General features: G+C 71.5%; 21 protein-coding genes. 10 read left to right on the forward strand and 11 right to left on the reverse strand.

From position 1 onward, the window contains the following. Window positions 1–210: 210 nt before the first annotated feature. On the forward strand, window positions 211–1,977 hold the full coding sequence (locus ACLJPY_RS26735) for an IlvD/Edd family dehydratase (RefSeq protein ID WP_410592492.1): 1,767 nt from the start codon (window positions 211–213) through the stop codon (window positions 1,975–1,977). 65 nt (window positions 1,978–2,042) lie between these two features. Then, a complete protein-coding gene (locus ACLJPY_RS26740) occupies window positions 2,043–2,345 on the forward strand; it encodes a DUF3040 domain-containing protein (RefSeq protein WP_410592493.1) in 303 nt (100 codons plus the stop codon). A gap of 71 nt (window positions 2,346–2,416) precedes the next feature. Here the strand turns inward: ACLJPY_RS26740 and ACLJPY_RS26745 are convergent, their stop codons facing one another. Continuing rightward, on the reverse strand, window positions 2,417–2,833 hold the full coding sequence (locus ACLJPY_RS26745) for a CBS domain-containing protein (RefSeq protein ID WP_410592495.1): 417 nt from the start codon (window positions 2,831–2,833) through the stop codon (window positions 2,417–2,419). 87 nt (window positions 2,834–2,920) lie between these two features. Between ACLJPY_RS26745 and ACLJPY_RS26750 the strand changes: the two genes are divergently transcribed. Then, entirely contained in the window at window positions 2,921–3,553 is a 633-nt protein-coding gene (locus ACLJPY_RS26750) for a UdgX family uracil-DNA binding protein (protein ID WP_410592497.1), read from the forward strand. Here ACLJPY_RS26750 and ligD (ACLJPY_RS26755) read toward each other — a convergent pair. From ligD (ACLJPY_RS26755) to ACLJPY_RS26770, 4 genes are read right to left on the reverse strand one after another with little or no spacing between them, the layout of a single operon-like run. After that, a complete protein-coding gene (ligD, locus tag ACLJPY_RS26755) occupies window positions 3,546–4,409 on the reverse strand; it encodes a non-homologous end-joining DNA ligase (RefSeq protein WP_410592498.1) in 864 nt (287 codons plus the stop codon). The two genes, ACLJPY_RS26750 and ligD (ACLJPY_RS26755), sit on opposite strands and share 8 nt — an antisense overlap. Beyond that, a complete protein-coding gene (gene ligD, locus ACLJPY_RS26760) occupies window positions 4,406–5,350 on the reverse strand; it encodes a non-homologous end-joining DNA ligase (RefSeq protein WP_410592500.1) in 945 nt (314 codons plus the stop codon). The genes ligD (ACLJPY_RS26755) and ligD (ACLJPY_RS26760) overlap by 4 nt, the downstream gene beginning before the upstream one ends. After that, a complete protein-coding gene (locus tag ACLJPY_RS26765) occupies window positions 5,347–6,303 on the reverse strand; it encodes a Ku protein (RefSeq protein WP_410592501.1) in 957 nt (318 codons plus the stop codon). The genes ligD (ACLJPY_RS26760) and ACLJPY_RS26765 overlap by 4 nt, the downstream gene beginning before the upstream one ends. Window positions 6,304–6,318: 15 nt before the next feature. Then, window positions 6,319–6,516 carry a hypothetical protein gene (locus ACLJPY_RS26770; protein WP_410592503.1) on the reverse strand — a complete coding sequence of 66 codons (198 nt, stop codon included), beginning with the start codon at window positions 6,514–6,516 and terminating at the stop codon, window positions 6,319–6,321. Between the two features lie 177 nt (window positions 6,517–6,693). On the opposite strand from ACLJPY_RS26770, the gene ACLJPY_RS26775 reads away from it, so the two are divergent. Then, on the forward strand, window positions 6,694–6,909 hold the full coding sequence (locus ACLJPY_RS26775) for a hypothetical protein (protein ID WP_410592504.1): 216 nt from the start codon (window positions 6,694–6,696) through the stop codon (window positions 6,907–6,909). Between the two features lie 54 nt (window positions 6,910–6,963). Here the strand turns inward: ACLJPY_RS26775 and ACLJPY_RS26780 are convergent, their stop codons facing one another. Next, entirely contained in the window at window positions 6,964–7,695 is a 732-nt protein-coding gene (locus ACLJPY_RS26780) for an ANTAR domain-containing response regulator (protein ID WP_410592506.1), read from the reverse strand. A 292-nt stretch (window positions 7,696–7,987) separates the two neighbouring features. On the opposite strand from ACLJPY_RS26780, the gene ACLJPY_RS26785 reads away from it, so the two are divergent. Further along, on the forward strand, window positions 7,988–8,353 hold the full coding sequence (locus tag ACLJPY_RS26785) for an STAS domain-containing protein (RefSeq protein ID WP_410592507.1): 366 nt from the start codon (window positions 7,988–7,990) through the stop codon (window positions 8,351–8,353). Window positions 8,354–8,367: 14 nt separating this feature from the next. Here ACLJPY_RS26785 and ACLJPY_RS26790 read toward each other — a convergent pair whose 3' ends face one another. Beyond that, the gene (locus ACLJPY_RS26790; RefSeq protein ID WP_410592509.1) at window positions 8,368–9,333 is read right to left on the reverse strand and encodes a TIGR03557 family F420-dependent LLM class oxidoreductase; all 966 of its coding nucleotides are present in this window, start codon (window positions 9,331–9,333) and stop codon (window positions 8,368–8,370) included. A 120-nt stretch (window positions 9,334–9,453) separates the two neighbouring features. Here ACLJPY_RS26790 and ACLJPY_RS26795 point away from each other — a divergent pair, with 120 nt between their 5' ends. The 3 genes from ACLJPY_RS26795 to ACLJPY_RS26805 all read left to right on the forward strand — a co-directional run bounded on the left by ACLJPY_RS26795 (window position 9,454) and on the right by ACLJPY_RS26805 (window position 11,089). Continuing rightward, complete coding sequence (locus ACLJPY_RS26795) at window positions 9,454–9,783, forward strand: plasmid stabilization protein (RefSeq protein WP_410592511.1); 330 nt, start codon at window positions 9,454–9,456, stop codon at window positions 9,781–9,783. 68 nt (window positions 9,784–9,851) lie between these two features. Beyond that, the gene (locus ACLJPY_RS26800) at window positions 9,852–10,301 is read left to right on the forward strand and encodes an ATP-binding protein (protein WP_410570908.1); all 450 of its coding nucleotides are present in this window, start codon (window positions 9,852–9,854) and stop codon (window positions 10,299–10,301) included. Beyond that, window positions 10,298–11,089, forward strand: a complete 792-nt coding sequence (locus ACLJPY_RS26805) for a SigB/SigF/SigG family RNA polymerase sigma factor (RefSeq protein ID WP_410570907.1) — start codon at window positions 10,298–10,300, stop codon at window positions 11,087–11,089. The genes ACLJPY_RS26800 and ACLJPY_RS26805 overlap by 4 nt, the downstream gene beginning before the upstream one ends. Before the next feature lie 456 nt (window positions 11,090–11,545). Here the strand turns inward: ACLJPY_RS26805 and ACLJPY_RS26810 are convergent, their stop codons facing one another. Beyond that, window positions 11,546–13,063: a CHAD domain-containing protein gene (locus ACLJPY_RS26810; protein WP_410592512.1), complete on the reverse strand. Its 1,518-nt coding sequence runs from the start codon at window positions 13,061–13,063 to the stop codon at window positions 11,546–11,548. Window positions 13,064–13,188: 125 nt separating this feature from the next. On the opposite strand from ACLJPY_RS26810, the gene ACLJPY_RS26815 reads away from it, so the two are divergent. Both ACLJPY_RS26815 and ACLJPY_RS26820 read left to right on the forward strand, forming a co-directional pair. Continuing rightward, window positions 13,189–13,710, forward strand: a complete 522-nt coding sequence (locus ACLJPY_RS26815; RefSeq protein WP_410592513.1) for a hemerythrin domain-containing protein — start codon at window positions 13,189–13,191, stop codon at window positions 13,708–13,710. A 41-nt stretch (window positions 13,711–13,751) separates the two neighbouring features. Continuing rightward, window positions 13,752–14,585, forward strand: coding sequence for a GAF and ANTAR domain-containing protein (locus tag ACLJPY_RS26820; RefSeq protein ID WP_410592515.1), 834 nt, complete (start codon window positions 13,752–13,754; stop codon window positions 14,583–14,585). A gap of 33 nt (window positions 14,586–14,618) precedes the next feature. Here ACLJPY_RS26820 and ACLJPY_RS26825 read toward each other — a convergent pair whose 3' ends face one another. The 3 genes from ACLJPY_RS26825 to ACLJPY_RS26835 form a co-directional block, all read right to left on the reverse strand. After that, the gene (locus tag ACLJPY_RS26825) at window positions 14,619–15,086 is read right to left on the reverse strand and encodes a hypothetical protein (protein ID WP_410592517.1); all 468 of its coding nucleotides are present in this window, start codon (window positions 15,084–15,086) and stop codon (window positions 14,619–14,621) included. A 115-nt stretch (window positions 15,087–15,201) separates the two neighbouring features. Continuing rightward, on the reverse strand, window positions 15,202–16,041 hold the full coding sequence (locus ACLJPY_RS26830) for an aldo/keto reductase (RefSeq protein WP_410592519.1): 840 nt from the start codon (window positions 16,039–16,041) through the stop codon (window positions 15,202–15,204). A gap of 114 nt (window positions 16,042–16,155) precedes the next feature. Then, on the reverse strand, window positions 16,156–16,617 hold the full coding sequence (locus ACLJPY_RS26835) for an SRPBCC family protein (protein ID WP_410592521.1): 462 nt from the start codon (window positions 16,615–16,617) through the stop codon (window positions 16,156–16,158). Window positions 16,618–16,646 lie beyond the last annotated feature (29 nt).

The following is a 16,646-nucleotide window of genomic DNA, read 5'->3' on the forward strand; positions in this document are numbered from 1 at the left end:
GCCTTGGTTGCGTCCCACGCACCGAAGGCCGCCTTGGTTGCGTCCCACGCACCGAAGGCCGCCTTGGTTGCGTCCCACGCACCGAAGGCCGCCTTGGTTGCGTCCCACGCACCGAAGGCCGCCTTGGTTGCGTCCCACGCACCGAAGGCCGCCTTGGGGCGCTCGAGCGAGGGCGTGCATTCCGGGCAGCGCGTTGCCAGACTGGCCGGTATGGGACTGCGCAGCGAAGCTTGGTTCGACAACCCCGCCGACCCCGGGATGACCGCGCTCTACCTCGAGCGGTACCTGAACTGGGGCCTGACGCGGGAAGAGCTCCAGTCCGGCAAGCCGGTCATCGGCATCGCGCAGACCGGCTCCGACCTCACCCCCTGCAACCGGCACCACCTGCAGCTGGCCGACCGGACGCGGGAGGGCATCCGCGAAGCGGGCGGGATCGCCATCGAGTTCCCGGTGCACCCGATCCAGGAGACCGGCAAGCGCCCGACGGCGGCGCTCGACCGCAACCTCGCCTACCTCGGCCTGGTCGAGACGCTCTACGGCTACCCGATCGACGGCGTCGTGCTCACCACCGGCTGCGACAAGACCACCCCGGCGTGCCTGATGGCCGCCGCGACCGTCGACATCCCCGCCATCGTGCTGTCCGGCGGGCCGATGCTCAACGGCTGGTTCGGCGGCGAGCGCACCGGGTCCGGCACGATCATCTGGAAGGCGCGGGAGCTGCTCGCCGCCGGCGAGATCGACGCCGCCGGGTTCATGGAGCTGGTCGCCTCCTCCGCGCCGTCGCCCGGGCACTGCAACACGATGGGCACGGCGTCGACCATGAACGCGCTCGCCGAGGCCCTCGGCATGAGCCTGCCCGGCTGCGCGGCCATCCCCGCGCCGCACCGCGACCGGGCGCGGATGGCCTACCGGACCGGGCTGCGGATCGTGGAGATGGTCCGCGAGGACCTCAAGCCCTCGGACATCCTGACGCGCCAGGCGTTCGAGAACGCCATCGTGGTGAGCTCCGCGATCGGCGGCTCGACCAACGCCCCCATCCACATCGGCGCGATCGCCCGGCACATCGGCGTCGAGCTGCCCCTGGACGACTGGCAGCGGCTCGGCCACGGCGTCCCGCTCCTGGTCGACCTGCAGCCCGCGGGCAAGTACCTCGGCGAGGAGTTCCACCGCGCGGGCGGCGTCCCGGCCGTGGTGCACGAGCTCATGCAGCACGGGCTGATCCACGAGGAAGCGCCCACCGTCAACGGCCGCACGCTGGGCGAGAACTGCCGTGACACCGAGGCCGGCGACCGGGACGTCATCCGCACCTTCGCCACGGCCCTCACCCCCGACGCCGGGTTCCTGGTGCTGAAGGGCAACCTCTTCGACGCCGCCATCATGAAGTCGAGCGTGATCTCGCCGGAGTTCCGGCGGCGGTACCTGGCCGGGGGTGTCTACGAAGGCACCGCCGTCGTGTTCGACGGCCCGGAGGACTACCACGCCCGCATCGACGACCCGGACCTCGGCGTCGACGAGCACACGCTGCTGGTGATGCGCGGCACCGGCCCGCTCGGCTACCCGGGTTCGGCGGAGGTGGTCAACATGCGCCCGCCCGCGGAGCTGATCAAGCGGGGCGTGCACGAGCTGCCCTGCCTCGGCGACGGCCGGCAGTCGGGCACCTCCGGCTCGCCGTCGATCCTCAACGCCTCCCCCGAAGCCGCGGCGGGCGGCGGTCTCGCCGTGCTGCGGACCGGCGACCGGGTCCGCATCGACCTCGGGGCCGGCACCGCGGACGTGCTCATCCCCGACGAGGAACTCGCGCGGCGCCACCGGGAGCTGGCCGACGCCGGCGGGTACCCCGTCCCCGAGTCGCAGACGCCGTGGCAGGAGATTCAGCGGTCGATGACCGACCAGCTGTGCGACGGCATGGTGCTGCGCCCGGCCGTGGCGTACCAGCGGATCGCCGCGACCAAGGGGATTCCCCGCGACAACCACTGAGTTTCTCGCTTCGGAAGCCGGGAAAACGGGTATCCAGTCCGATAGCCGAGGCGAGGAGGCCCCCCATGCTCCCGGATCGTGAACGCCACGCCCTGCGCGAAATCGAGGCGGAGCTGCAAGCGAGCGATCCCGCGTTCGCCGCCGCGTTCAGCGGCCGCAAGCTGCGGGCCCCTCGGCGGTGGAGCCTGCTGCTGGTGCTCTGCGACGTCACCGCCGTGGTGATGCTGGTCGTCGGGCTGTTCGCCCGCGACGCCGCGCTCGTGCTCTGGGGCACCATCAGCGCGGGCGCGCTGGTGGCCTGGCACATCGCCCGCGCCGAATCCCTCCACGAGTCCACTGAGGACGGTGCGGCCGCCGACTCCCGGTGATCCCTCCCCGACGGACCACGGCCGCCCCCGGAACTCGCGCCGGGGGCGGCCGTGGTCCGTCGGAGCGTCACTCAGTCGTAGGACAGCGCCTCGACCAGCTCGCCGGCGGTCGGGTTCGACAGCGCCCGCGCCACGTCGGCCTGGGCGACGATCCCGACGAGGTCGTGGCCGTCGATCACCGGCAGCCGGCGGACGCGGTGCTCCGACATCGTGCGCAGGATCTCCTGGGCGTCGTCGTCGGCGCCGATCGTGACGACCTCGCCCTGGGCGAGCTCGCCGACGTGGACCGCGCGCACGTCCTTGCCCTCGGCCAGCACCTTCACCACGATGTCGCGATCGGTGATCATGCCCTTCAGCCGGTTGTCCTCGCCGCAGATCGGCAGGGCACCGACGCCCTGCCGGGCCATCGTGACCGCGGCGTCGTGCACGGTGTCCGACTCGCGGGCGCAGGTCGCGTCCGACGTCATGATGTCGCGTGCGGTGGTCATCGTGAACTCCTTTCTCCGGTCCGTTGCCCGGCGGCTACCCGGGTGCGCCGGGTTTACCCGCGGCCCGCGCGGGGAATTTCGGGCCACATGCCGGATTCCCGCGGTGCCGAGCCGCCGGACACCACCGATCTGGACCGCCTGCGGTCGGCGGCGTCCGGCTGCCACGGATGTCACCTGTACCAGGACGCCACGCAGACCGTCTTCGGCGAAGGCACGGCCAGGGCGAAGGTCCTCGTCGTCGGCGAACAGCCGGGCGACAAGGAGGACCTCGCGGGCGAACCGTTCGTCGGGCCCGCCGGCAAGCTGCTGGACCGCGCCTTCGAAGAGGCCGGGTTCGACCGGCGGTCGCTGTACGTGACCAACGCCGTCAAGCACTTCAAGTTCAAGCGCGACGAACGCGGCAAGCGCCGGATCCACCAGAAGCCGGGCCGCACCGAGGTGGTCGCGTGCCGCCCGTGGCTGCTGGCGGAACTGCGCGCGGTCCGCCCGGACCTGGTGCTGCTGCTCGGCGCGACGGCCGCGCAGTCGTTGCTGGGCCCGAAGTTCCGGCTCACCGCCCACCGCGGGGAGCCGGTCGAGGCGCCGGCGGACGTCGCCGAACTGGTGCCTTCGGCGGTCGCCACCGTCCACCCGTCGGCCGTGCTGCGGGCGCCCGACCGCGACGAAGCCTACGCGGCTTTCGTCGCCGACCTGAAGGCCGCGGGCAAGCTGCTCAAGTGAGCTGCTCCAGCGCCGCGGCCGCCGAGGCGGCGTGCTCGTCCAGGTTCCGCCACGGGTCTTCCTTGCGGGCCAGCCGCCGCTTCTCCTTCGCCGCCGACCAGCCGTCCGGGTCGGCGCCGCCCAGCTCCCGCCAGTCCAGCGGCGTGGCGGCCGCCGCACCCGGGCGGGCGCGCAGCGAGTAGGGGGCGACGAACGTCTGCGCGTACCCGTTGCGGTTGGCGTCGAGGAAGATGCGGTCGCCGCGCTTGTCCTTGCGCTGGGCCGTGGTCAGCCGGTCCGGGTCGTCCGCGGCCACGCGGTCGGCGAGGGCGCGGGACAGCTCCAGCACGGTTTCGGTGTCCGACTTCGCGTCCAGCGGCGCGAGCACGTGGAAGCCGCGGCCGCCGGTCGCCTGGACGAACGCCGTCAGCCCGGCCCGCTCGTAGTGGTCGCGGATGCGCCGGGCGACCGCGCGCAACTCGGCGGCCGGGGTGCCGTCCGGGGGGTCGAGGTCCAGCACCAGCCGGTCCGGCCGCTCGGGGGCACCGACCGTCGACAGCCAGACGTGGAACTCGAGCGTGCCCTGGTTGGCCAGGTACGCCAGTGTCCCGGCGTCCTCGCACACCACGTACTCGTCCGTGCCGCCGCCGCGGCGGGGCACGCGCTCGACGCGGATCGAGTCCGGGAAGTGCTCCCCCGGGTGCTTCTGGAACCAGCCCGGCTTCCCGATGCCGTCGGGGTACCGCCGCAGGGTCAGCGGGCGGCCGCGCAGGTGCGGCAGCATGACGTCGGCGACGGCGCGGTAGTACTCGACGACGTCGCCCTTGGTCAGGCCGTCCTCGGGGTAGAACACCTTCTCGGGGTGGGAAGTCTTCACGCGCGCTCCCGGACGACGTCGGCGGCCTTCTTGTCTTCGCGCAACCCGGCGAACCGCGGGTGCCGCAGCCGGCCGTCCCGCGTCCACTCGGAGAAACCGATCTGCGCCACCAGCTCCGGGCGCACCCAGTGCGCTCCGGGTTCCTTCACCGGCCCGGTGAAGGGCGACCGCGCCGTCTCCCGGTCCCGCAGCCGGGTGTGCAGCGACGTCAGCAGCCGCTCGTCGAAGCCGGTGCCGACCTTGCCGGCGTACCGGAGGCCGCCGTCTTCGTGGTAGCCGAGCAGGAGCGCGCCGAAGCCGTGGCGGGCGCCCTGGGGGTCGGTGAAGCCGCCGATGACGAACTCCTGGCCCTGCGCGCACTTGAACTTCAGCCAGTCGGGTGACCGCCCGTGGTGGTACGGCGCATCCGCCCGCTTGGCGATGATGCCCTCCCAGCCGCGCCGGCAGGCCTCCGCGTAGAACTCCTCGCCCTCGGTGTTGCGGTGTGCCGAGAGCCGGAGCGGGTCCGCGAAGCCGAACGCGTCCCGCAGCAGTGCCTTCCGCTGCCGCAGCGGCAGCTCGGTCGTGTCCTGGTCGTCGTAGTAGAGGAGGTCGAACAGGTAGTAGTAGACGCGCACCCCGGTGGCGCGGGCCCGCTGCGGGTCGCTGACGTGGATCCGCGGCTGCAGCGCGGCGAAGCTCGTGTTGGCCCCGTCGAACGCGACGATCTCCCCGTCGGCGACGAACCGCGGGCCGCCCTGGGCGGCGAGCGCCTCGACGATCTCCGGGTAGGCGGCGTCCATCACCTTGTGGTTGCGCGAGTAGAGCGTCGGCGTCCCGGAATCGCGCACGCACAGCGCGCGGACGCCGTCCAGCTTCCGTTCGAAGATCCAGCCCGCATCGGAGAACCGGCGGCCGGTGAGCGTCGCCAGGGTCGGCTCGCGCCAGCCGGGCCCGCTCACGACGCCTTCAGCGCCTTCTCCAGCTGGGCCCGCGTCATCTTCGACCGGCCCTTCACGCCCTGCTCGCGGGCCAACTTGTCGAGGTCGGCCTTGGACAACCCGGTCAGCTCGGCCTGCTGCTTCTTCGGCTTCTTCGCCTTGGCCGGTTTCTTCGCCGGCTCCTTGCCGCCGCCGCTCTTGCGGTTCTTCACGCTGCGCGACAGCGCCTCGAACAGGTCGACGACGTCGGCCGAGGGTTCCGGCGCCTCTTCGTGCGCGATCTCCTTGCCGGCTTCCTTGGCCTTGATCAGCTCTTCGACGCGCTCGGCGTATTCGTCCCGGTAGTCCTCGGGCTTCCAGGGCGCGGTCATCTCGTCGACCAGCGCGAGCGCCATGTCGAGCTCCTTCGGCCGCGGCTTCGGCAGCTCCGGCAGCTTGCCCATGACGTCCTTCGGCTTCCGCAGGTCGGCGACGAAGTGCAGCGTGTTGAGCACCATGACGTCTTCCCCGGCGCGGACGGCGGCGAGGTACTCCTTGCCGCGCAGCACGAACTTCGCGACGCCGGCCTTTTCACTGCGGTCCATCGCCTGCAGCAACAGGCCGTACGCCTTGGCGAAGTCCTCCTTCGCCGGCTTGAGCCAGTACGTCTTGTCGAAGAACCACGGGTCGATCTCGTCGAGCTCGACGAACTGCTCGATGTCGATGCGGCGGGACCGCTCCGGCGCGATCTCGTCCAGTTCGTCCGGTTCGACGAGCACGTGGTCACCGCCGCCGACGTCGTAACCCTTGACGATCTCGTCCTGGGTGACCTCTTCGCCGGTCCGCTCGTTGACGCGGCGGTTGCGGATCCGGTCCGACGTCCCCCGCTCGAACTGGTGGAAGTGGATCGTGTGGTCCGCCACCGCCGGGTACAGCTCCACCGGCACGGTGACCAGCCCCAGGCTCAGCGCGCCGCTCCACACCGGTCGGGCCATGTCGTCCTCCCCGCCTCAGGCGACGTCGCTGCTGCGCTGCCCGCTCCGGTGCAGCCCCAGCATGTCCAGCAGCCGGGCGCAGTCCTCGGGGTCCTTCGCACGCGCCGCCACGGCCAGTGCGGCCTTGCGGCGCGTGCGCACCTGCTCCGGCGAGTCCCCGCCGTCGACGAAGAGGTCCGCCACCGGGCGCAGGTCGTTCCGCTTGTCTCGCATGTTCGCTCCCCTCCGGCAGTTCGTTCGCGGGCGGGTTACCCAGGTTCACTGCGGGCGACACAGGTGTCACCGAAGGAGTCACCGACGTCCGGCCCGAATAGGCCGAACGAGTGAATTCAGCCGGCGCGAGCGCGAGACACGGCAAGGTGGTGAGACCCACGTCACACAGGAGGCCGGATGGGCACCCAGCTCCGCATCAGCCGTGAGGACGGCTCCCTGCCCTGCGAGGTCTGCGGCTTCCCGACGATGCACGTGGCCCGGCTCGTCGCCGACGACGGCACCGTGCTCGGCCGCACCCTGGTCTGCACGACGTGCCAGCGCAGCAAGCCGCGTCCGGAACCGGCGCCGGTGACGTCCGAGGCACCCCCGGACGAGGTCCCGGCCGGCCAGTGACGAACGCCGGCCGCTCACGCAGCTCGCCGAGCGGCGGCGCGGGCGGCGGCCGGCTCAGGTCGTCGTCGTCGCCACCGCCGCCACGAACTCCGCCGCCACCTCGTGGAGCTTCCGGTTGCCGTCCTGGGAGCGCTTCACCAGCCGCTGGAAGGCCTCTTCCGCGGTGATCCGGTGCGCGGCCATCAGGATGCCCTTGGCCTGGTCGATCACCGCCCGGGTCTCCAGCGCGCGGTTGAGCTGGTCGACCAGTTCGCGCGCCGCGAAGTACCGCCGCGCGCTGCGCAGCCCGATCACCACGGTCGCCGTGTACAGCTCGAGGATCTTGGTGCCGAGCTCGCTGAAACCGTGTTCGCCGAACCCGAAGAGGTTGACCGCGCCGGACATGTCGTCGTCCACGGTCAGCGGCGCGGCGAGGAAACTGGCCACGCCGAGCTGTTCGGCCGACGTGACGAACTGGGGCCACAGGTCCCCGACCGCGCCGATGCCGACGCGGACCGGCTGCCCCGTCTCGGCGGCGCGCAGGCACGGCCCGTCCCCGATCCGGTACTGCTCGCGGTCGAAGTTCACCGCCCGCTGGTCGGTGCTGGCCACCGTCTCCGGCACCCCGTCGCGCACGAGGGTGATGCTGGCCATGTCGGCCCCCGGCACGACCTGCACGACGTGGTCGCACACCGCCTGGAGCATCTGGCCGAGGTCGAGCTCGCCGTCCAGCATCGCGGTCAGCGACTCCATCGCGAGCGTGACTTCGTCCAGCCGCGCGGTGAGCTGCTCGTGGCCGCCCGTCATCCTGGTGACGCCCTTCTTTCTTTCGAGAGGGCGCTCTCAACCAGGGAGGACCCGGGCGCGCGCCACTAGTGGGCCGCTAGCGCTTTAACGGGTCCAGCGCGAGATTACTGCATCCCCGTCCGCCCGGGCACGAGCGGTCACCACCGCGGCGCGGCGCACGCCCGTTCGGAGCAACGGCGGTTGCGAGCCGGGGGCGCAGGGTTAGTGTCGGTGGCACGGTTCAACCAGCAGCCGCCCCACTCCCCCGAGCGCGGCGCCGCGGCCGCGCCGCACCAGGACGGTGGCGATCGGCATGAACCTCTCCCGGCCCCGGCACCCCGGACTCCGGCTCCGCACGGCGTGGCCCGCCCCGCACGCGGTCGTGGTGACCGTGCGCGGCGAACTCGACAGCGCGACGGCGGCTGACCTGGCCGCACTGCTGTCCGACCGCCTCTGGGCGACGCCGGCGCGGCTGGCCGTCGACCTGTCCGAAGTGGACTTCCTCGGCGTGGCCGGCGTCCGCGTGCTCCTGCACGCGGCGCTGCAGGCCGAGCAGGCCGGCACCGAGTTCCTCGTGGTCACCGGGACCAACCCGGTGATCCGGCGGGCCCTGCGGGTGACGGGGGCGGACCGGCAGCTGGCATTGGCCGACCGCCGGCCCGCCCCCGCACCGGCTTGACGGCGCCGGGCGGGCTAGCCGCGCAGCGCCGGGAGCAGTTCCTTCTCGGCGAAGTCGAGGAAGCCGTCCTGCTGGTCACCACCGATCTGGACGAGCGCGACGTCGGTGAACCCGGCCTTCTCGAACTCCTGCAGCGCCTCGGCGATCGGCTCGACGTCGGGCCCGCACGGGATCGAGCCGGCGACGTCGTCCTCGCGGACGAACTGCGTCGCCCCGGCGAACCCGGCCGGCCCCGGCAGCTCGGCGTTGACCTTCCAGCCGCCGCCGAACCAGCGGAACTGCTCGTGCGCGCGCTTCACCGCGGCGTCCCGGTCGGTGCCCCACGACACCGGCAGCTGGCCGACCTTGCGGCTCGGCGCACCACCGAGCTTCGTCGCGTCCCACTCCTGGGACAGCTCGACCTTCGGCTCGACGGCGATCATCACATCGGCGACCGGCGCGAACCGCCGGACCGACTGCGAACCGGACACCGCGACGCCGATCGGCACCCGCTTCTCCGGCAGGTCCCACAGCTTCGCCGAGTCGACGCGGAAGTGCTTGCCGTCGTAGTCGAAGTAGCCGCCGTCGAACAGGCCGCCGATGATCTGCACGGCCTCGGCGAGCATCTCGTGCCGGACGTTGGCCGGCGGCCAGCCACGGCCGATGACGTGCTCGTTGAGGTTCTCGCCCGCCCCGAGGCCGAGGGTGAACCGGCCGCCGGACAGCGCCTGCACGGTCGCCGCCTTCTGGGCCACCACCGCCGGGTGGTAGCGCATGGTCGGGCAAGTCACGTAGGTCATCAGCTCGGCCCGCTCGGTCACCTGCGTGACCGCGCCCAGCACGGCCCAGGCGTACGGCGCGTGGCCCTGTTCGGCGAGCCAGGGCGAGTAGTGGTCGCTCATGACCTCGAAGTCGAAGCCGGCCCGTTCCGCACCGGCGGCGAACCGGACCAGGTCTCCCGGGCCGGCCTGCTCGGTCATCAGGGTGTAGCCGATCCGCATCGGCGCCTCCTCTCGGTCGGCTCTCCGCGTACCCTCGGACCGCGCCGGGTAACCACCACGACCGGGATGTTTGCGCCGTGATCAAGCGGGTACCCGACCCGCGAGACGAAGGGAGCGGACATGCCTCAGTCCTGGAGCGGCAAGCGCGAACGCCAGTACGAGCACATCAAGGACTCGGCGGAGGACCGCGGAGCGAGCACGAAGCGGGCCAAGGAGATCGCGGCCCGCACGGTGAACAAGAACCGCGCGCAGTCGGGCGAGTCCCGCCAGGCGAGCAAGACGTCGCTCAAGGACAAGTCGCCGCAGCAGCGCGGCGGCGAGCGGTCCGGCAACCGCAAGGGCCCCGGCGGCCCGACGAAGGAGCAGCTGTACAACGAGGCGAAGAAGAACAACATCGACGGGCGTTCGAAGATGACCAAGAAGGAACTCGAACGGGCGCTGGGCCGTTGACCGTTCCCGGAACCCCCGACCACGAAGTGTCCGTGTCAGCATTACACCGGATGGGTAGTACCTCCCGCATGGAAGAAACTCGAAGCGACAGCTCGTTCGGCGCCAAGCCGACCGTCGACGAGCTGCTCGACGAACTCGTCGAGCTGCGGCTCCCCGCGATGGCGGAGCAGATCCCGCTGGTCCGGATGCTCACCCACGGCGTGGTCTCGCGCGCCGACTTCGGCCTGGACGCGATCGCCGACGCCAAGATGGCCGTCGACGAGGCGTGCGCGCAGCTGGTCCAGCTGGCCGAGCTCGGCTCGCAGCTGCAGTGCCGCTTCCGCCTGGCCCCCGACGGGCTGCACGTCATCGTTTCGACCCGCTCGACCGACCCGCGGCCGCCGAGCGACCGCACGTTCGGCTGGCACGTGTTGACCACCCTGAGCCGCTCGGTGACGGCCCACTGCGACACGCTGCCCGGCGGGGGTGCGGGCATCGTCACGATCGAGCTGGTGCTCAACCCGGGAACGAGCGCGTGAGCAGCGAGCGCAAAACCCTCCTCCACCGCCCGGACGAGTACGCCCACTGCGAACCGCTGTTCGCGGAACTGGGCGAGCTCGAGCCCGGCAACCCCCGGCGCGACGTCGTCCGGAGCAAACTGGTCACGGAGCTGCTCCCACTGGCCGAGCACATCGCCACCCGCTTCTCCGGCCGCGGCGAGCCCCGCGAAGACCTGGTCCAGGTGGCCCGCATCGGCTTGATCAACGCGGTCGACCGCTTCGACCCGGCCCGCGGCCACGACTTCCTGTCGTTCGCGGTCCCGACGATCATGGGCGAGGTCCGCCGCCACTTCCGCGACACCGGCTGGTCCGTCCGGGTCCCCCGCCGGCTCAAGGAGCTGCACCTGTCACTGAGCCAGGGCTCGGCGGTCCTGTCCCAGCGCCTGGGCCGCGCCCCGACACCGACGGAGCTGGCAGAGCACCTGAGCCTGGACGTCGACGAGGTCCGCGAAGGCCTCCTGGCGGGCAACGCGTACCAGGCCCTTTCGGTGGACAAGCCGGTCCACGACGACGCGGAGGCGTTGTCACTGGCGGACACGATGGGCGAACCGGACCACGAGATGGCCATGGTGGAGAACCACGAGGCCCTCCAGCCGTTGCTGCAGGAACTCCCCAAGCGAGAGCGCGCAATCCTGGTAATGCGCTTCTTCGGCGGCTTGACCCAGACCCAGATCGCCGACCGGGTCGGCATTTCCCAGATGCACGTATCCCGGCTGCTGTCCCAGACGCTGGAGCAGCTGCGCGGAAAGCTCACCGGCGAAGGCTGACAGCGACCCCTGCGCCCCAATGCGGCCTTGGTAGCGCCTGACGCACCGAAGGCCGCCTTGGGTGCGCAAGCGCAGAACAAACGCGAGTGCGACCGCAGGACATCCACCCCAGCCCGGCGCCACGGATTTGATCGCCCCGCGACAACTCGAGCCGAATCGCGAGATCCCGAAAACGCGAGTTCGACCGCGACAATTCCCAAAACTTGAGTTCGACCGCGACAATTCCGAAACCGCGAGTCATCAGCCCACCAGAAGTCCCGCACCCGTCCCGGCCACACCCCCCTGCCGACCCGATACGCAGCCGCATTAACGGCCGACAGGCTGTGTCAAGGCACGCTTTCCCGCCTTGACACAGCCTGTCGGCCGTTAAACAATCCGGCGTTCGGGCCGGCGGGAGAACTCCGGCAGAACTGAACCCGCAGAGAGAAATCCCGGCAGAGCTAAATCCGGCAGGTTCTACCGCAGAAACCGAGGCCTAACCCCTTTCCGCAACCTACCCCATTCCTTCCCAAACCGCCCCCGCAACCCCTCAGCCCGCGCACTCTCCCACCCATACAACAACCCGAAAACAAAAGAATTCTGCCCCTCCCCATGCCCGGCAATAGCCAACTGCCGCAGCACATCCCGCCCCACAACAGTATCCTGATGCTCCCCCAACGTCTCCTGAACAGCCTTCACATTCTTCCGCCACCGACGTAGCTTCTTCCCGTACACCGGCTTAACGGTGTCAGCCGCATACCGAGCCTGCTTCGCCTTCTTCCGAACCTCGTGCAGAGCGGTCTCCAACTCCTCCCCCACGAGCCCCCGGCTGGCGGCCTCAGCCCGCCCCAGCTTCCGCGCCACCTTCCGCACCGGCTTCCGCAGCCCCACCTTCGCCGGCTTCCGCGCCAGAGCCGTCAGCGGCGGCTCCGCCAGCAGAGCGTCCAACCCCCGCAGCAGCTCGAGGTACCGCTTCCCGGTCAACGCCGCCGCCACCCGGGTCCGCCCCTCCTCGGCCTCCCGGGCGAACTGCCGCGTCAGGAACTGCCGCACCGGCCCGAACACGAGTTCCGACGGCACGTCGTCGAGCTGCGCCCGCAGCCGTTCCTCGGTGACTTCGGTGTCCCGGGCCGGCGACAGCTGCCGGCCGAGCCACTGCAGTTCCGTGAGGAGAGGCGCGGTCTCCTTCTTGTCGACGATGGACCCGAAAGTGCGAAGCGTGCTCCGCAGCTTACGAATCGCGACGCGCATCTGGTGCACGGAATCGTCGACGTCCAGCCGCACCCCGACGTCCGCCCGGCGCAACCGGCTGTAGTGCTCGTGCAACACCGCCAGCACGACGTCCCCCGCCGAGGGCTTCTTGGCCGCTCGCGGCGGGGCCGGGACCCGGTCGCCGATGAGCCGGCGCAGCTTCGACGGCCACGGCGACGCCGACGCGCCGGCCTCGCTCAACGCCCGGTCGAACTCCGGGAGCAGCGCCGGGTCGGCCGACGGATCCAGTTCGAGTTCCAGCTCACGCCACTCGTCGAGCCGTGCGGTCTCGCCGCCGGCCTCACCGGTCACGTGGTCGTCGGTCAGCACCGCGACGGTGCGGCCGTCGGCGTCGGCCAGCCGGTGGGCGAAGCGGTCGGTGCGCAGGTGCGCGATCGGGACCAGCTTCTCCCCCAGCGTGTACGCCCGCACCAGGCGCCGGAGCCGGCCGGGCACCTTGTGGGCGTCGCCGCCCAGCGGCCACTGCAGCTCCTGCCGCTCGTCGGCCGACACCGGGAGCTTCAGGTGCCAGCCCGCATCGGGCCCGCCGACGCGCCGCCGCAGCGTGATGCCGCTGCGGGCCAGCCGGAAGGTCTCCGTGTCGTAGTAGGACGCGTCGAGGACGTGCTCCACCGGATCGTCCTGGGACTCGACGCCGCCGACGCCGACCAGGTGGGGCACGCCGCTGCCCGCGACGATCTCGTACTTGCGTTCGCGCTCGGTCACCGAAGACGGCGCTGACATGGTTCGTCCTCCCTGGGGCCGGGTTCACCGGATGAGTACCCGGCCGGCGCGCCGCCGACACGGGATTCGGCGCCGGAGCAGCGGGTATCCCCTGAGGCGAACCCGAGCCACGACCAGGAGAGCGCATGAACGGCAACCAGCCCGCCACCGACCTGACGACCGTCCTCACCGGCGACCACCGCGAACTCGACCGGCTCTGCACCGAACTCGAGCTAGGCCAGGGCAGCCCGGAAAACCGCAAGGACCTCGCCGATCACCTGATCGCGGAGCTGGTCCGGCACGCCGTCGCCGAAGAGCCCTACCTCGACGGCGACGGCGATCTGGCCGCGGCCGACGACCTGATGCGGCAGCTCGAAGGCGCGGGGCCGCAGGAGCCGCGGTTCGAGCGCCTGCTGGGCGGGCTGATCCGCGCCGTCCGGCGGCACGTCCGCGAGGAAGGGCCCGCCGCCGTGCGCGAGATCCAGCGGACCTGCTCCCCGGAGCAGCAGGCCGACCTGGGCAAAGAGGTGCTCGAAGCCCGGGAAGCGGCACCGACGCTGCCGCACCCGGACCTCGCCGACCGCGTGCCCCAGATCGATCAGCTGTGGCCGGGCCCCGGGTTCGTCGACCGGGCCCGAGCCGCCCTGGGCACCCCGGCATCGGGTTGAATGGAAGGCTGGCACCGCGAACCCGGAGACAGTGAGGACCCATGAGCGTCGGCGAAGAGGAGTGGGCCCGGGAACGGGCCCGGTTCGGGCAGGAGGAGGTACCCGGGCCGGGGCCGCTGGCCCGGCAGTTCGCCGACCTCACGCGGACCCTGCTCGACGTGGCCCCGACGGTCGGCGGCGTGCTGAAGCTGGTCGTCGGGGCCGCGGCCGCGCTCGTCCCGGACGCCGACCTGGTCAGCGTCACGCTGCGGGACGCCGACGGCACCTTCCACACCCCGGTCGAAACGGACCCGATCGCCGAACGGCTCGACCAGGTCCAGTACGACCACCGCGAAGGCCCCTGCGTGGAGTCGGCCCGCCCGGACGGCCCGGCCGTCGGCTGGTCGCAGGACCTCGGGCGGGACCCGCGCTGGCCGGCGTTCGGCCCGGCCGCCGCCCGGCACGGCTTCCACTCCGTGCTGGCCACGGCCCTGCTCCCGGACGCCCGCCCGCCGCAGCTGTCCGGGGCGCTCAACATCTACTCGCGGCGGCCGGGCGCGTTCGACGCCCGGGCGATCGACGCCGCTCTGCTGCTGGCCACGCACGCGTCGCTGGCACTGACCCACACCCAGGCCGTGGCCGCGGCCGAACTGGCCGCGGCGCACCTGCGCCGGGCGGTCGACAGCCGTGACGTCATCGGCCAGGCGAAGGGCATCCTGATGCAGCGGCGGGGCATCACCGCCGACGAGGCCTTCGACGTGCTCCGCCGCGCGTCCCAGGACCTCAACATCAAGCTCGCGGACCTGGCGAAGGCCCTCGCCTCACGGCACACCGAAGTGGACCTCCCGGCCGCGAAGGCCGACCCACCGGCGCAGGAGAGCGGCACTCTCAGGTGAAAGTGCCGCTCTCCCGCGGGTGTGCAAAAGCCGTTACTGCGCCGTGTACGGCGACCGGTTCTCCAGCGAAGGGCTTGCGGTCGGGTACCGGGGGTCCTGCGTCGGCACCGGGGTGACCGTGGTGCCCTGCTGCTCCGCCTCCACCCGCGGCCGGGGACCGCGCTGGACGACCGCCTCGACCTCCTGCTCACCGCGGATGCGGGCGAGGGCGCCGAGGGTGATCGCGTGGGCCAGTGCGAGGATCAGCAGCAGCACGCCGATCCGCCCGACCACGCCGGGCAGGTCGCTGCCGCCCATGTCGATGGTCGAGATCAGCGCCAGCACCCCGAGGGTCGCGAGGTGGAACAGAACGGTGACCAGGCGCGTCATCGAAGCGCCCGCCGCCGGATCGCCGTAGGAGTTCTCCAGGTACCGGCGGCCGCTGCGGTAGATGATCTGCCCGTCCACCAGGACCAGCGCAACGCCGATCGCGAGGAACGACAGGTACGCGTTCGTGGTCATAACGGACGCTCCTTCCAGGGGGACTCTGCGGAAGGAATACCCGGCAGGTCGCGCAGGGAAACGCCGCAGTCACCCGCTGAAGGTGGCGACCGTCACCCGGTGGGGGCGCCCGCGGTCACCCCGTGAAGGTGTCCGGGTCCGCGCCGGTGCGGCGGCCCTCGTCGAGCCGGCCGATCTCGGCCATGTCCTCCTCGTCGAGTTCGAAGCCGAACACGTCGATGTTCTGCCGCATCCGCTCGGGCGAGGCCGACTTCGGGAACACGATGTTGCCCAGCTGGACGTGCCAGCGCAGGACGACCTGCGCGGCCGTCCGCCCGTGCTTGTCCGCGAGGCCGGTGAGGACGGGGTCGTCGAGCAGCGCGGCCCGCGCGAGCGGGCTCCACGCCTCGGTGGCGATGCCGTGCGCCCGGTGGTACTCGCGCAGCTCGGCCTGCTGCAGCGCCGGGTGGAGTTCGATCTGGTTGACCGCGGGCACCAGCGACGTCTCCTCGGCGAGGCGGTCGAGGTGGGCGGGCTGGAAGTTCGAGACGCCGATGGCGCGGGCCTTGCCCGCGCGGAGGATGTCCTCGAAACCCAGCCACGTCCGGACGTAGTTGTCCTTGGCGGGCAGGGGCCAGTGGATCAGGTAGAGGTCGACGTAGTCGAAGCCGAACCGGCGCAGGCTGCCTTCCAGCGCGGTGATGGCGTTGTCGTGCCCGTGGGCGTCGTTCGCCAGCTTCGTCGTGACGAACACGTCTTCGCGGGCCACGCCGGACTCCGCGATCCCGGCGGCGACTCCGGCCTCGTTGCGGTACATCTGCGCGGTGTCGACGTGGCGGTAGCCCGTTTCCAGTGCCGTCCGCACGGCCTGGGCGGTTTCGCCGGGTTCGAAGCCGTACACGCCGAACCCGAACTGCGGGATCCGCACGCCGTTGTTGAGTTCCAGGGCGGGAACACCGGCCGTGGTGGTCGTCATGCGTACCGCCTACCCGATCGGCCCGGCACGCGAAACGCGGCGGGGCGGGTGATCCCGCCCCGCCGCGTCAACTCACCCCGATCGGGTGAGCGCGGGTACTGGTGAGCTCGGGTGCTACTGCCCCGGCCGGGCCACGTCACCGCGCCAGCCGCCGGTCTCCCGGCCGCGCTGCTCGATGAACTCCTTGAACCGCTTGAGGTCGCCCTTCACGCGGCGGTCGAGCACGCCGAGCTTGTCGGCGACGTTCTCGGCGAAGCCCTCCGGGTCGATGTCCATCTGGGCGGTCACCCGGGTGTGCGAATCGTCCAGCCGGTGGAACGTGATCACGCCGGCGTGGTCCGGCCCGGAGTCGGAAGTCCAGGCGACCCGCTCGTCCGGGTGCTGCTCGGTGATCGTCGCGTCGAATTCGCGCGTCACGCCGCCGAAACGCGTCACCCAGTGGGTGTGGGTGGCGTCCACCTGGCGGATCTCTTCGACGCCCTCCATGAACCGCGGGAACTCCTCGAACTGCGTCCACTGGTTGTACGCGGTCGAAACGGGGACTTCCACGTCCACGATTTCGGTGATCGTGCTCATGCACTCCTCCTCGTCGATGGTCGGTGCAC

This window comes from Amycolatopsis sp. lyj-23, from assembly GCF_046549135.1.
In the GTDB taxonomy this organism is placed as follows: Bacteria; Actinomycetota; Actinomycetes; order Mycobacteriales; family Pseudonocardiaceae; genus Amycolatopsis.

Excerpts from the sequence above, each read along its gene's own strand:
- ACLJPY_RS26785 (WP_410592507.1), top strand. The coding sequence starts at position 7,988 with ATGAACCTCTCCCGGCCCCGGCACCCCGGACTCCGGCTCCGCACGGCG.
- ACLJPY_RS26770 (WP_410592503.1), bottom strand. The coding sequence starts at position 6,516 with ATGCGAGACAAGCGGAACGACCTGCGCCCGGTGGCGGACCTCTTCGTC.
- ACLJPY_RS26790 (WP_410592509.1), bottom strand. The coding sequence starts at position 9,333 with ATGCGGATCGGCTACACCCTGATGACCGAGCAGGCCGGCCCGGGAGAC.
- ACLJPY_RS26835 (WP_410592521.1), bottom strand. The coding sequence starts at position 16,617 with ATGAGCACGATCACCGAAATCGTGGACGTGGAAGTCCCCGTTTCGACC.
- ACLJPY_RS26810 (WP_410592512.1), bottom strand. The coding sequence starts at position 13,063 with ATGTCAGCGCCGTCTTCGGTGACCGAGCGCGAACGCAAGTACGAGATC.
- ACLJPY_RS26750 (WP_410592497.1), top strand. The coding sequence starts at position 2,921 with ATGCCGGATTCCCGCGGTGCCGAGCCGCCGGACACCACCGATCTGGAC.
- ACLJPY_RS26820 (WP_410592515.1), top strand. The coding sequence starts at position 13,752 with ATGAGCGTCGGCGAAGAGGAGTGGGCCCGGGAACGGGCCCGGTTCGGG.
- ACLJPY_RS26800 (WP_410570908.1), top strand. The coding sequence starts at position 9,852 with ATGGAAGAAACTCGAAGCGACAGCTCGTTCGGCGCCAAGCCGACCGTC.
- ACLJPY_RS26825 (WP_410592517.1), bottom strand. The coding sequence starts at position 15,086 with ATGACCACGAACGCGTACCTGTCGTTCCTCGCGATCGGCGTTGCGCTG.
- ACLJPY_RS26795 (WP_410592511.1), top strand. The coding sequence starts at position 9,454 with ATGCCTCAGTCCTGGAGCGGCAAGCGCGAACGCCAGTACGAGCACATC.
- ACLJPY_RS26745 (WP_410592495.1), bottom strand. The coding sequence starts at position 2,833 with ATGACCACCGCACGCGACATCATGACGTCGGACGCGACCTGCGCCCGC.
- ACLJPY_RS26775 (WP_410592504.1), top strand. The coding sequence starts at position 6,694 with ATGGGCACCCAGCTCCGCATCAGCCGTGAGGACGGCTCCCTGCCCTGC.
- ACLJPY_RS26740 (WP_410592493.1), top strand. The coding sequence starts at position 2,043 with ATGCTCCCGGATCGTGAACGCCACGCCCTGCGCGAAATCGAGGCGGAG.
- ACLJPY_RS26735 (WP_410592492.1), top strand. The coding sequence starts at position 211 with ATGGGACTGCGCAGCGAAGCTTGGTTCGACAACCCCGCCGACCCCGGG.
- ACLJPY_RS26780 (WP_410592506.1), bottom strand. The coding sequence starts at position 7,695 with ATGACGGGCGGCCACGAGCAGCTCACCGCGCGGCTGGACGAAGTCACG.
- ACLJPY_RS26815 (WP_410592513.1), top strand. The coding sequence starts at position 13,189 with ATGAACGGCAACCAGCCCGCCACCGACCTGACGACCGTCCTCACCGGC.
- ACLJPY_RS26765 (WP_410592501.1), bottom strand. The coding sequence starts at position 6,303 with ATGGCCCGACCGGTGTGGAGCGGCGCGCTGAGCCTGGGGCTGGTCACC.
- ACLJPY_RS26830 (WP_410592519.1), bottom strand. The coding sequence starts at position 16,041 with ATGACGACCACCACGGCCGGTGTTCCCGCCCTGGAACTCAACAACGGC.